Annotated in this window: 9 protein-coding genes; 7 read left to right on the top strand and 2 right to left on the bottom strand. The window is 44.1% G+C overall.

Annotated elements, in window-relative coordinates; translation table 11 throughout:
* The 5 genes from AACQ17_RS17045 to sucD form a co-directional block, all read left to right on the top strand.
* Positions 1-626, top strand: a 626-nt coding sequence (locus AACQ17_RS17045; protein ID WP_094167634.1) for a succinate dehydrogenase iron-sulfur subunit, incomplete at its 5' end; no start/stop codon positions are given.
* A gap of 89 nt (positions 627-715) precedes the next feature.
* A complete protein-coding gene (sucA, locus tag AACQ17_RS17050) occupies positions 716-3,526 on the top strand; it encodes a 2-oxoglutarate dehydrogenase E1 component (RefSeq protein ID WP_013856349.1) in 2,811 nt (936 codons plus the stop codon).
* A gap of 30 nt (positions 3,527-3,556) precedes the next feature.
* Complete coding sequence (odhB, locus tag AACQ17_RS17055; RefSeq protein WP_094147946.1) at positions 3,557-4,765, top strand: 2-oxoglutarate dehydrogenase complex dihydrolipoyllysine-residue succinyltransferase; 1,209 nt, start codon at positions 3,557-3,559, stop codon at positions 4,763-4,765.
* 201 nt (positions 4,766-4,966) lie between these two features.
* Positions 4,967-6,133: an ADP-forming succinate--CoA ligase subunit beta gene (gene sucC, locus AACQ17_RS17060; RefSeq protein ID WP_094147945.1), complete on the top strand. Its 1,167-nt coding sequence runs from the start codon at positions 4,967-4,969 to the stop codon at positions 6,131-6,133.
* Positions 6,133-7,005, top strand: coding sequence for a succinate--CoA ligase subunit alpha (gene sucD / locus AACQ17_RS17065; protein WP_013856352.1), 873 nt, complete (start codon positions 6,133-6,135; stop codon positions 7,003-7,005). The genes sucC and sucD overlap by 1 nt, the downstream gene beginning before the upstream one ends.
* 77 nt (positions 7,006-7,082) lie before the next feature.
* On the opposite strand, the gene znuB is transcribed toward sucD, so the two are convergent.
* Entirely contained in the window at positions 7,083-7,862 is a 780-nt protein-coding gene (gene znuB / locus AACQ17_RS17070) for a zinc ABC transporter permease subunit ZnuB (RefSeq protein ID WP_013856353.1), read from the bottom strand.
* Positions 7,855-8,637 carry a zinc ABC transporter ATP-binding protein ZnuC gene (gene znuC / locus AACQ17_RS17075; protein ID WP_013856354.1) on the bottom strand — a complete coding sequence of 261 codons (783 nt, stop codon included), beginning with the start codon at positions 8,635-8,637 and terminating at the stop codon, positions 7,855-7,857. Before znuC ends, znuB begins: the two co-directional genes overlap by 8 nt.
* A gap of 84 nt (positions 8,638-8,721) precedes the next feature.
* On the opposite strand from znuC, the gene znuA reads away from it, so the two are divergent.
* Positions 8,722-9,600 (top strand): zinc ABC transporter substrate-binding protein ZnuA, encoded by an 879-nt coding sequence (gene znuA, locus AACQ17_RS17080; RefSeq protein WP_094147944.1) that lies wholly within the window; start codon positions 8,722-8,724, stop codon positions 9,598-9,600.
* Between the two features lie 172 nt (positions 9,601-9,772).
* Entirely contained in the window at positions 9,773-13,135 is a 3,363-nt protein-coding gene (locus AACQ17_RS17085; protein WP_019280900.1) for an AraC family transcriptional regulator, read from the top strand.
* Positions 13,136-13,799 lie beyond the last annotated feature (664 nt).

Genomic DNA, 13,799 nt, shown 5'->3' on the forward strand with positions numbered 1-13,799 from the left:
GCTCTGACATGATGTTGTTGGATGCACTCATTTTGCTGAAAGAGCAAGATCCCACCATTGCTTTTCGTCGCTCGTGCCGTGAAGGGGTGTGTGGATCTGACGGTTTGAACATGAACGGTAAAAATGGATTAGCGTGTATCACTCCATTATCCGCGCTTTTGGCCAAAGGCACGATCGTTATTCGACCTCTGCCTGGGCTACCAGTCGTCCGTGATTTAATTGTCGATATGGCCCAGTTTTATGAAAATTACGAGAAGGTTAAACCTTATCTTGTGACTGACGGAAACTTGCCTCCAGCTCGTGAGAACTTGCAATCACCAGAAGAGCGAGCGCATTTAGACGGTTTATATGAGTGCATTATGTGCGCTTGCTGCACAACTTCATGCCCTTCTTTCTGGTGGAACCCGGATAAGTTTATCGGCCCAGCAGGTTTGTTGGCGGCTTATCGTTGGCTAATTGACAGCCGAGATACTGCAACAGATGAACGTTTATCTAATCTTGATGATGCTTTTAGCGTTTTTCGTTGCCATGGCATCATGAATTGTGTAAGTGTTTGTCCTAAGGGATTAAATCCGACGAAAGCCATTGGACATATCAAATCAATGCTTGTGAACCGTTCGGTTTAAAATGAATAAAAATTGCAGGTCTTCGGACCTGCCTTTTATAGCTCGGCATAGACCGAAGCAAACGTGAAAACTACTGGTTAAGGGAAAATATGCACAACGGCGTGATGAAGGCATGGCTCGAGTCTTCACACTTGGCTGGCGCCAATGCAACTTACGTAGAGGACCTCTACGAACTGTATCTAAGTGATCCTGATCTGGTAAGTGAGGAGTGGAAACGTGTTTTTGATGGCTTGCCTGCGCAAGCTGACAATGTGGTTGAACAGCCACATTCACGTGTCCGTGACTACTTCCGACGACTCGCGAAAGAAACAAAGCATTACAATGTCCAAGTTAGTGATCCAGATGTCGATGCTAAGCAAGTAAGAGTCTTGCAGCTGATTAATGCTTACCGTTTTCGCGGTCATGAAGCGGCTCAACTCGACCCCCTAGGTTTATGGCAACGCCCATTAGTGGCAGAATTAGACCCAGCGTTCCACAATCTTAACGAAGGTGACTTCGAAGAAACTTTCAATGTCGGCTCTTTTGCTATCGGGCAAGAGACAATGAAATTGAAAGACATTTATCAAGCCCTCAACAAAACCTATTGCGGTTCCATCGGTGCAGAATACATGCACATTATCGACACTGAACAAAAGCGTTGGATACAACAACGTCTTGAATCAGTCGTTGGACAACCTTCTTTCAGCAAAGAAGAAAAACGAATTTTCCTCGAAGAATTGACAGCCGCAGAAGGCCTTGAGCGTTATTTAGGCGCGAAATTCCCTGGTGCGAAACGCTTTTCTTTAGAAGGTGGCGACGCACTCATCCCAATGATGAAAGAGTTGATCCGTCATGCTGGTAGCACAGGTATGCGTGAAGTTGTGATTGGTATGGCGCACCGTGGTCGTCTTAACATGCTCGTCAACGTCTTAGGTAAAAAACCTCAAGATCTGTTCGACGAGTTTGCGGGTAAGCATGGTGAAAGCTGGGGAACGGGTGATGTTAAATATCACCAAGGTTTCTCTGCTGACTTTGCGACACCTGGCGGTGATGTGCATCTAGCCTTAGCATTTAACCCTTCGCATCTTGAAATTGTTAACCCAGTCGTGATTGGTTCAGTTCGTGCTCGACAAGATCGATTGGGAGATGAAGACGGTTCGACAGTGCTACCTATTTCGATTCATGGTGACTCTGCTATCGCTGGCCAAGGTGTCGTTGCCGAGACATTTAACATGTCTCAAGCGCGCGGCTATTGCGTGGGAGGGACGGTACGTATTGTTATTAACAACCAAGTTGGTTTTACCACGTCAAACCCTCGTGATACACGCTCGACTATGTATTGTACTGACATCGCTAAGATGGTTCAGGCACCCATTTTCCACGTCAATTCTGATGATCCAGAAGCAGTTGCTTTCGTCACACGCATTGCACTCGATTATCGTAATGAATTTAAGCGTGATGTCGTCATTGATCTGGTTTGTTATCGCCGTCACGGCCATAACGAAGCCGACGAGCCAAACGCAACTCAACCGCTGATGTATCAAAAGATCAAAAAGCATCCTACGCCGCGTAAGCTTTATGCCGATGTTTTGATAGAGCGTGGTGAGTTTGATATCGAGATTGCCACACAGTTAGTCAACGAATATCGTGATGCTCTGGACCATGGTGAAGTCGTGGTGAAAGAGTGGCGTCCAATGGCACTGCATTCTGTTGATTGGTCACCGTATATTGGCCATGAATGGGATATGCCATGGAATAATAAAGTTGACCTTGAGCGTTTAAAAGAGCTGGGTAACCGAATTTGTCAGTATCCAGAAAGCCATAAACTGCAAAGTCGTGTGGATAAAATCTATACCGACCGACAAGCGATGGTTAATGGAGAGAAGCTTCTCGATTGGGGTATGGCTGAAACGCTGGCTTATGCAACCTTAGTTGATGATGGAAAGCGAATCCGCATTTCGGGGCAAGACTCTGGGCGTGGAACCTTCTTCCACCGTCACTCGGTATTGCATAACCAAAGTGACGCAAGTACCTATATTCCATTGGCGAATATCCATGATAAACAGGGTCCTTTTGAAGTATTGGATTCGGTTTTGTCGGAAGAAGCAGTGCTAGCTTTTGAATATGGCTACGCGACAGCGGAGCCGAGTGGTTTGACGATTTGGGAAGCTCAGTTTGGTGATTTCGCCAATGGAGCTCAAGTCGTGATTGACCAGTTCATCTCTTCCGGTGAACAAAAATGGGCGCGTTTGTGTGGTTTAACCATGCTGCTACCTCATGGTTATGAAGGGCAAGGCCCGGAGCACTCATCAGCACGCCTAGAGCGTTATTTGCAACTGTGCGCCGAACAAAACATGCAAGTGGTGGTTCCCTCTACGCCAGCGCAGGTATACCACATGCTGCGTCGTCAGGTTGTTCGTCCAATGCGTCGACCATTGATCGTTATGTCACCAAAATCGTTGCTGCGTCACCCACTATGTATATCAACACTGGAAGACTTGGCTGACGGATCGTTTTTGCCGGCTATCGGCGAAGTTGACGATCTCAACCCAGCGAATGTCAAACGTGTTGTGTTCTGCTCTGGTAAGGTTTACTACGACCTGCTTGAACAGCGCCGCAATAACGAACAAGGTGATGTTGCTATCGTCCGTATTGAACAGCTATATCCATTCCCGAAAGAAGAAGTGGAAGCGGCTATCGCTCAATACACTAATGTTGTTGACTATGTATGGTGCCAAGAAGAGCCTCAAAACCAAGGTGCTTGGTACAGTAGCCAACATAACTTCCGTTCTGCCATTCCAGCCGGTGCTGATCTGAAATACGCAGGTCGCCCTGCATCAGCATCACCAGCCGTTGGTTATATGTCGGTACACTTGAAACAACAAAAAGCGTTGGTTGAAGACGCTCTGACCCTAGCTTAACGAACTAGAAGTAAAAGGAAGACACAGATTATGACAATTGAAATTCTGGTTCCAGATCTACCTGAATCAGTGGCTGATGCAACAGTCGCGACATGGCATAAAAAGCCAGGTGAAGCCGTCGCTCGTGATGAAGTACTCGTTGAGATTGAAACTGATAAAGTAATTCTTGAAGTGCCAGCGCCTGAGGCGGGTGTTCTCGAAGCCATTATCGAGCAAGAAGGTGCGACGGTGCTTTCGAAACAGTTATTGGCGAAATTGAAACCCGGTGCCGTTGCAGGTGAACCGACGAAAGATACCACCAACGATACAGAGCCGTCTCCTGATAAACGCCACAAAGCCACACTGACAGACGAAACGAATGATGCGCTTAGCCCTGCGGTACGCCGTTTACTCGCCGAGCATGGTTTGGAAGCCAGCCAAGTGAAAGGCTCTGGTGTGGGTGGGCGTATCACGCGTGAAGATATTGATGCTCATCTAGCGACCGCAAAATCAGCGTCAGCAGTTGTTTCAAGTCAACCTGAGCCTGTCGTTGCGATGGCACGCAGTGAAAAACGTGTACCGATGACGCGTTTGCGTAAACGTGTTGCGGAGCGTCTGCTTGAGGCAAAAAATAGCACGGCGATGTTGACGACGTTTAATGAAGTTAACATGAAGCCTATCATGGATCTTCGTAAGCAATATCAAGGTCTGTTTGAAGAGAAACACGGTATTCGTTTAGGCTTTATGTCTTTCTACGTGAAAGCGGTAACAGAAGCGTTAAAACGTTACCCAGAAGTGAATGCATCTATTGATGGCCAAGATATTGTGTATCACAGCTATTTTGATATTAGCATGGCAGTTTCAACGCCTCGTGGCTTAGTGACTCCGGTTCTTAAAGATTGCGATACGCTAAGCCTTGCCGAAATTGAGAAGGGCATCAAAGAGCTTGCACTCAAAGGAAGAGATGGCAAATTGACGGTTGAAGAACTGACTGGCGGTAATTTCACGATTACGAATGGCGGTGTGTTTGGATCGTTAATGTCAACACCGATCATCAATCCGCCGCAAGCGGCCATATTGGGTATGCACAAAATCCAAGACCGCCCAATGGCTGTGGATGGCAAAGTAGAAATTTTACCAATGATGTACCTAGCACTTTCTTACGACCACCGTTTGGTGGATGGCCGTGAGTCAGTTGGTTTCCTTGTGACAGTAAAAGAGCTACTTGAAGATCCAGCACGTCTGCTACTTGACGTGTAACCTCACTGAACGTTGTTCAGTGAATTTAAGGCTAGGCAGGCTCACGTTTAGCCTTCATTTAAGCAAAAGGCTACAAGCTATCCTCTTGGATAAATTGCAGCCGCTTAATTTGAGAAGCACCCGACAGATATATGGCGCAGCATAGCTGCCGCTTTATGGAAATAATAAATCCCCTAAGGGATAAACAAACGGAAGAACATAATGAATTTGCATGAATATCAAGCCAAACAGCTGTTTGCAGAATTCGGTTTGCCTGTACCGGAAGGTTATGCCTGTGATACTCCACAAGAAGCTTTTGAAGCGGCGGGTCGGATTAGTACAGCGAAGAAAGTTGTTAAGTGTCAAGTGCATGCAGGTGGTCGCGGTAAAGCGGGTGGCGTTGAGTTGCACGACACTAAAGATGGTGTCAAAGAGTTTGCTCAAAAATGGCTAGGTAAAAATCTGGTTACTTATCAAACGGACGCAAATGGTCAGCCAGTATCAAAAATTTTGGTTGAAGAAGCTTCTAATATCGCGAATGAGCTTTACTTAGGCGCTGTTGTTGACCGTGCGACTCGTCGTGTCGTGTTCATGGCCTCAACAGAAGGCGGCGTGGAAATTGAAAAAGTAGCGGATGAGACTCCGGAGCTGATTCATAAAGCCGCAATTGATCCTTTGGTTGGTCCGCAAGCCTATCAAGGCCGCGAACTTGCTTTCAAACTTGGCTTGGAAGGCGACCAAATTAAGCAATTTGTGAAGATCTTTCTAGGTCTTGGCGCTATGTTTACCCAGTATGATCTTGCATTGCTAGAAATCAACCCATTAGTTGTCACCGCTGAAGGGAACTTGTTGTGCCTTGATGGCAAGATCAACATCGACTCAAACGCACTTTATCGTCAACCTAAACTTCGTGAAATGCACGATCTCTCACAAGAAGATGAGCGCGAAGCTCATGCTGCTCAGTGGGAACTGAACTATGTTGCTCTTGATGGCAATGTTGGCTGCATGGTGAACGGTGCTGGCCTTGCAATGGGCACCATGGATATTGTTAACCTTCATGGTGGCAAACCTGCAAACTTCCTTGATGTTGGTGGTGGTGCAACCAAAGAGCGTGTTGCTGAAGCGTTCAAAATCATTTTGTCTGATGACAACGTGAAAGCCGTATTGGTGAATATTTTCGGCGGTATCGTACGTTGCGATATGATTGCAGAAGGCATTATCGGTGCGGTGAAAGAAGTTGGTGTAACGGTTCCCGTAGTCGTGCGTTTGGAAGGTACAAACGCGGAATTAGGACGCGGAGTACTCGCAAATTCTGGTCTTGATATCATTGCAGCTGAGTCGTTAACGGACGCAGCTCAGAAAGTTGTTGCTGCGGCGGAGGGTAAATAATGTCGGTACTTATTAATAAAGACACCAAAGTAATCTGCCAAGGTTTCACTGGTGGTCAGGGAACTTTCCACTCCGAACAGGCGATTGCCTACGGTACACAAATGGTCGGTGGGGTTTCTCCGGGTAAAGGTGGTCAAACTCACCTTGGTCTTCCTGTATTTAATACGGTGCGTGACGCAGTGAAAGCAACGGGTGCAACGGCAACCGTTATTTATGTACCTGCACCATTTTGTAAAGACGCTATTTTAGAAGCAATTGACGCTGGTATTGAACTTATTGTGACGATCACTGAAGGTATACCGACTACCGATATGATTGACGTAAAAGTGAAGCTCGAAGAGACTGGTGTGCGTATGATTGGCCCGAACTGTCCGGGTGTGATTACACCGGATGCGTGTAAGATCGGCATCATGCCAGGCCACATTCATAAGAAAGGAAAAGTGGGTATTGTTTCTCGTTCAGGAACGCTAACTTATGAAGCCGTTAAGCAAACAACAGATGAAGGCTTTGGTCAGTCAACGTGTGTTGGTATCGGCGGTGACCCAATCCCGGGCTCTAACTTCATTGATATCTTGAAACTATTCCAAGATGATCCTGAAACTGAAGCGATTGTGATGATTGGCGAGATCGGTGGTACAGCCGAAGAAGAAGCCGCGGCATTCATTAAAGAGAATGTCACGAAACCGGTTGTGTCTTATATTGCTGGTGTGACAGCGCCTCCGGGTAAACGGATGGGCCATGCTGGTGCTATCATTTCTGGTGGTAAAGGGACAGCTGATGAGAAATTTGCAGCGCTTGAAGCCGCGGGTGTGAAAACTGTCAAAAGCCTTGCTGATATCGGAAAAGCATTGCGTGAAGTGACGGGTTGGTAATCACGCCTTCCTCAGTTTGAAGACAAACCCCGAACCTTGTTTCGGGGTTTTTACTTTAGATTCAATAGGTTTTGATACTAGCGTTTTACAAGTTGACTGCACATAAACATCGTTGTAGCCGTCACGACAACCGAAGGGCCTGCAGGTGTGTCAAAATGCCACGAGAGGATTAGCCCGCCCAGCACAGCTAAAGCGCCGACCAAAGAAGCCAATATTGCCATCTGCTCTGGGGTTTTTGTGAGTCGCCTAGCGGTCGCCGCGGGAATAATCAGCAGCGATGTCATAATCAGAGCACCAACAAATTTCATTCCTAGTGCAATCACCACCCCAATTAATAGCATTAGCAGCAAACGCATTAAATCAACGTTGATGCCCTCAACAAACGCAAGTTCTTCGTTCACTGTAGTTGAAAGTAATGGCCGCCAAAAAAGAAATAGCAGTGCACTTACTGCAATCGCTCCCCCCCAAATGAAGGCTAAATCAGTAAAACTTACCGCCAATAAATCGCCAAAGAGATAGCTCATTAAATCGATGCGAACGTTATCAAGGAAGCTTACTGCAATGAGACCAATGGATAACGAGCTATGAGCGAGAATGCCGAGCAAAGTGTCTGTCGCCACAAGCTGCTGTTTCTGCATAGTAACCAAAATGATTGCAAGCCCAAGACAGCAAACGAGCAACGCAAGATAAAGGTTGATATCAAGCAAAAAGCCTAGCGCCAATCCCATCAGCGAGGCGTGTGCGAGGGTATCGCCAAAATAAGCCATTTTTCGCCAAACCACGAATGACCCAAGGGGACCTGCGATAACGGCAATACCAAGGCCTGCTAATATTGATGGAAGAAGAAATTCAATCATGATGGTGACCGTGTGAATGATTTGAACAGCAAGTTGCATCTCCTTTCACAGGTTGGCCTGCTAAGTCGTGATGATGCTGATGTTTGTGATGGTAAAAAGCTAAGGCTTCGCGATTGCGCGTACCAAATAAAGCGATATAGCTTGGGTGTTGAGTAATCGTTGCAGGTGAACCGAAACAGCAAACATGGTGATGAAGACAGATAACATCATCCGTTTTTGCCATCACCAGATGCAAATCGTGAGAGACCATGAAGACACCACAGCCGAAACGATGTCGTATGGCATCGATAAGATCATACAGATCAATTTGCCCTTGCACGTCAACACCTTGAGCTGGTTCATCAAGAATTAGAATATCTGGGCGTTGTAGCAATGCACGGGCGATAAGAATCCGTTGCGTTTCACCACCAGACAGCTTATGCATATCATAATCAAGAAGATGCTCGGCCCCGACTAGTCTGAGTGCGTCTAGCAACTCTTGTTGACTAAAACGTCCGGCCAAACTTAAAAATCGTTTAACGGGGAGTGGTAACGCGTCATTAAGTTTTAACTTTTGAGGAACATAACCAATTTTAAGGTTTTTTACGCGCGTCATCGTTCCGCTATGGACGGGCTGTAGCCCGAGCAATACTTTAACGAGCGTCGACTTGCCCGCACCATTAGGACCTATCAGTGTGGTAATCTTCCCTTTTTCTAGGTTGATACTGACATTGTCCAAAACACGGCGGTTGTTGAATTCGACACAAATGCCTTGCAGCTGAATTAAGTTGGACATGAATGGAACTTATTTGCAATTCGGAAGTGTTATAATGTAACATTTCGTTCCCTTTAACGCTATATACCGAATGGAAAAACCATCATGTTGCGTCAGATTATGCTCCTTCTTTGCTTAATAACATTATCGCCTTTGGCGTGGTCTACGGTCATTTTGACCAGCATCAAGCCGATTCAGATGATTACATATGAATTGACTCTCGATGTGAATGAACCAGAAGTACTACTGGGGGCAAATACCTCACCGCATGACTATGCGTTGCGCCCTTCTGATGTTAAAAAAGTCAGAGCGGCGGATTTAGTGATTTGGTATGGAAAAGACCTTGAGCCATTCTTAAGTAAGACATTAGCGAGTCACCACAACGTTTTGACCATCAGCCAAATTGATGGCCTGACACTGAGAGAGCTCAGTGGCGAACAACACGATCATGATGGGCATCACCATGGTATGTATGACCCACATTTTTGGCTTGGAACAGATCAAGCCAAGCAAGTGGCAGCGGCGATTACCGCAAGTTTAGTGAAAAGTGATAGCGCTAATGCCGAGCAGTATAAAGTAAACTTAGTCCGCTTTTTAGCTCAATTAGATTCGACCCATCAATCAATCATGCAGAAGATGAGCAAAATTAGTGATAAAGGATATTATGTTTTTCATGATGCATACGGCTATTTTGAACAGCAATACCATTTGAATAACCTCGGCCATTTTACCGTTAGTCCTGACAGAAAGCCGGGTGCTAAAACCCTAATCACCATTAAAAATTCAATCATTAATAATGAAGCGAAATGCGTGTTTTCAGAACCTCAGTTTACCCCGGCGGTGATTGATACTGTGACTCGTGGCACTAAGGTTAAAACGGGAGTACTTGATCCATTAGGCGCAGATATCAAAGTGAAAAGTGGCAGCTATTTTGAGCTGTTAAATCAGCTGAGCAACAACTTTTACACTTGTTTGTCTCAATAGATGTACGCTGTATTGTATGTTGTACGATCTGCACTGAAATCTAGGATAAAGATTCACAGATTGTCGCTTTCTTAGCTTCAAAAAGCCTTATCTTTGGTTAGAATGTTTTGATAATTATCGCCACGAAAAAACAGTTTGCAATTTGGCGTGCTATTGATTGAGGCTCTGTCTGTTGAAAGGAAAGAACGACTATTTTAAACCTTTGCTCTGGATCTTGGGTTTTCTGACGCTTTTATTAGCGCAGGGGACACAAGCTCTAGACAAAGCACCTTCCATCTTCTATCCATTGCCAGCTCAGGCTCAAGGGAAAATTTTTGCCGCACAAAATTTGTTTCTAGGTGAAGAAGGGGGAATTTGGATACACGATGTGCATGGCAAAGTGGTTTTCTTTGATGGGCAAAACATCCTTCCCCGGCGTGGCTCAGTGCTTTCACAAGAGAGCGAAAATATTACCTATCTTAATAACGCTTTTTGGACGTTCATTGATAATGAACTTTATCGAACTTATCCCGCACAAGATCGCGAATTAGTATTTAGCTTAACGCCTGGAATCATCATAAAAAAAATAGGTTCGTCAGGTAATTTCATCTGGTTAGCCGATGAGACGCACTTTTATACATACCATGCGCAAACCCACAAGTTAGTTACTTATTCTTTTAAAGAAATGTATCAATTAAATCAAGCTAGTCGATTGATCGTTAATGATGCGAAGTTTGTGCTTTCTAAATGGGTATTAGCCACTAATGCTGGAGTCTATCTGTCAGATGGAGAGAGTTTTTCTCACGTGCTCAGCTCTGGTAAAAACTTCATTGAGAAACTCTATTTTTCCGAGAAACGTAGAGAACTTGTGATTGGAACGCTCAATGGTGGGCTGATTATTGATGTCGAGGACCCAAAGCGCCAACAAAAGTTGGTTGGAGATTCCCATGTATTATCTGTTGCTGAGACAGATCAAGAGTATTGGATTGGTACTGAAGATGGATTATTTGTTCATTCGTTTTTGACAGGTAAAACCGTCAAGTTAGAAAGTAATGACCAAGACAATAATGGGTTACCAGGCAATAAAATTTATTCATTGGTCAATGACTTACAGGGTGGGATTTGGATCGCAACGGATAAAGGTATTCGTTACTTTTCTCTGTTTGGACAAAAATTTAAGCGCCATTCCATTGCACAGCTCAACAATAATCCCATAACAAAAATTGTGACAAGGTCAGATAATAAAGGGTATTTGTTTTTAACTCGACAAGGGTTGTACCAAGTCGATGCTGAAGATTGGCAAGAGCCTAAACTTATTTTCCCTGGAGAAGTGCATGATGTCGCTCAAATAGATGATCATTCTCTATGGATAGCTACACATACAGGCATCGTTATTTATCACTTGCAGACAAAAAAGATGATAGAAACGAGCGTTTTACCTCTGAAGCTGCGTTCGAATGATACTAAACATCTTGAATTTGATCATGAAGGACTGTTGTGGGGAGCAACAGGTAACCATTTGTGGTCATATCAGTTGGCCGATAACTCGCTAACCGATTTCGGTTCTGAATGGTTTGTTGATGCATTTTTACCTGCAAAAATAATAAAACTTAAGTCAACTCGGCGAGGGGTATTTATCGGCACTGACCATGGTGTTTATCTTTTTGACAAAGGCAAAATTGTTTTTCTCCGAGCGACTAGTCATTATGGACAAAGCATTGATATATTTGAGAGTAGCAAGGGCGATGTTTGGTTTGCTAGTGCTTATGGCGTCTTTGTTTTGGCACATGATCGTAGTGATATTCGATCTATTGATATGGTTGAAGAGAATATTAGCCCCAAATGTTTAACTGAAACGGGCAACGGTATTTGGCTGACTTCCTCACAAGGAATCTCGCTCTATAATCCTATGGGTGAGATGGTAAAGCATTTTGGTGATCCACACGGATTGATGAATAATGAATTTAAAAGTGGAGTCTGCGAATCAAGTATTATCAATAACCAACAGCAGTTGCTGCTAGGTTCCCGTTTTGGCTTAGTGACAGCATGGTCCTCTGAACTCACGGTTGCTACCCCTCCTAATACCAATATTATCTTTAGCCAAGTGAATGTCGATCACATTCCTGTCATGTTCGGTCGTGGTCGTTTTCAGACACTAGAATTGGAATATGGAAGTTCGATAAGCTTTTTATTTGGAGCATTGCCAGAATCGAGAGCCTTATCATTGGAGTATCGTATTGCAGGGGATAAGGAGTGGCAGAGATTAGAAAGCGCTCAGTTGACACTTGATCACCTGTTACCTGGACACTATCGTTTGCTGGTGAGAAATTACAGTCCAAATCCGCAAAACAGTATGATAAACAGTCTATCATTTATTGTGGATAACCCGTGGTATTGGTCTTCATGGGCTATTGTTCTTTACCTTTGCCTTTCTATAGGCCTTATTGCTTTTGCTTCATGGTGGCGTTCTCGTTGGGTTACCAAAGTAAACCGAAAGTTAAAAGCTCAGGTGGCCTTGAAAACGGATCAACTACGGCATCAAAGCAAAATTGTTTTGACTAATAACCAGCAGTTGCGCAAGCAATTACAAATTCGCCATATCGTTGTTGAACAGATGTTAGATTCTATTACTCCTACATTAAATCAGCTGATTTATCGCTCCCAACTCCATCAACTCGCGCGACTTGAGTCTTTAGCTTTAAAAGTAAAACGTGAACTGGCGTTACTTCGTAACGTAAGAAATGATAAAACAGCGACTCAGTTGCTCTACGACCTATCGATAATCTTGAACTCTTGTGTGGACGGATGGCGTGAAGAGTTCGCGAAAGCGAATATTTCGTTGGCGGTGAACAATGAGCTTAAACAAGCTTATATTGAATCTGCCCATTTTAACCTAGACATCATTTTCAATACGCTACTGTCTGATGCGGTAAAACGTCTTTACAGAAATCAAGAGCTACAAATTCATTGTTATGAAAGGGAGAAAAGACTGTTTATTGTGATGATTGACTGTGGCGATCAGGTGCAGTCTATCAATAGTGATAAGCGTATCTCTGGTTTTGAACTAGAGGAAATGCAACTGTTAGTACAGCGCAGTGGTGGGGAAATACATATTTTTTCATCGCCAGAACGAAATTTAGTTGAGCTTTCTTGGCCATCAGTTGAGCTTGTGAGTGATGCACCTGAAATGATCGTCGTAGAGGAGCATTCAGAGGACAAGTTTATTGATGTAACGGAAAAAGAGTGGCTTAAAAAAGTCGAAAAATTGGTACACAATCACTATTCAGATCCTGAATTTAGTACCTCTAGTGCGGCCAAATCACTCTTCGTATCGGAGCGTAGTTTGCAGCGTCGTTTTAAAGCGATCACCAATAAAACATTCAAAGAGTATCTAAATGAGATCCGCTTAGAGAAAGCGTGCCAATATTTGCTCGCAGGAGGAAAAGTCGCCCAAGTCGCTTTTGATTGTGGGTTTAATGATCCGTCTTATTTCAGCCAAAGATTTAAACATCACTTCGGTTTATCGCCAACCCAATTTGTTGATGATAACGAGTAATACCGCCCCTGATAATAGTGATAACTTTCCTACTTGAAGACTTGAAGACTTGAAGACTTGAAGACTTGAAGACTTGAAGACTTGAAGACTTGAAGACTTGAAGACTTGAAGTTGCAGCGATGTTCGCGACATTCAGTCACCCTAATCACAAAGCTTATTCAGGTGTGTGGAGATGAACTCACTTTCCGCCGACCTGCAATCAAGCTGTATCTCCCTCCTTGATTAGATTGGCTGCTGTGTTAGCTACGCATATTTGTCTATGCTTGCGTAGATACACTCATTAATACTCAAAGTCGTAATATCAATTTATTTTGGGAATAGCACTTACTCAATAAACAGGCTGGGTCGGTGATTGTGTTGCGGTAAAGATGAGATGAGTAGAAAAAAAAGATCGTGGTATAGCCGGGGGGACTATACCACGGGTGTCAATGACACCTTCGCTTGCTGCCGGAGTGATACGAGTAACACCCGTACCACCTCTGGAATTTGTATCTAAGGAGTAATTCCTTTCGATGGATTTACTATATGGCAAAGGACTTATTTCATTTATAAAATTAACGACAACCTAGTATAAGAAAAACGACAAAATATATAATTAACATTAACTGATTGATTTTAATGGTTTATTTTGATTTTTTCTGTTTTTGTTTATTTTTTTATGTTG

Source organism: Vibrio sp. V10_P2A27P122 (genome assembly GCF_963874335.1).
Taxonomy (GTDB): domain Bacteria; phylum Pseudomonadota; class Gammaproteobacteria; order Enterobacterales; family Vibrionaceae; genus Vibrio; species Vibrio anguillarum.

Coding starts and splice junctions, on each gene's coding strand:
- sucA (WP_013856349.1), top strand. CDS start 716: ATGCACAACGGCGTGATGAAGGCATGGCTCGAGTCTTCACACTTGGCT.
- odhB (WP_094147946.1), top strand. CDS start 3,557: ATGACAATTGAAATTCTGGTTCCAGATCTACCTGAATCAGTGGCTGAT.
- sucC (WP_094147945.1), top strand. CDS start 4,967: ATGAATTTGCATGAATATCAAGCCAAACAGCTGTTTGCAGAATTCGGT.
- sucD (WP_013856352.1), top strand. CDS start 6,133: ATGTCGGTACTTATTAATAAAGACACCAAAGTAATCTGCCAAGGTTTC.
- znuB (WP_013856353.1), bottom strand. CDS start 7,862: ATGATTGAATTTCTTCTTCCATCAATATTAGCAGGCCTTGGTATTGCC.
- znuC (WP_013856354.1), bottom strand. CDS start 8,637: ATGTCCAACTTAATTCAGCTGCAAGGCATTTGTGTCGAATTCAACAAC.
- znuA (WP_094147944.1), top strand. CDS start 8,722: ATGTTGCGTCAGATTATGCTCCTTCTTTGCTTAATAACATTATCGCCT.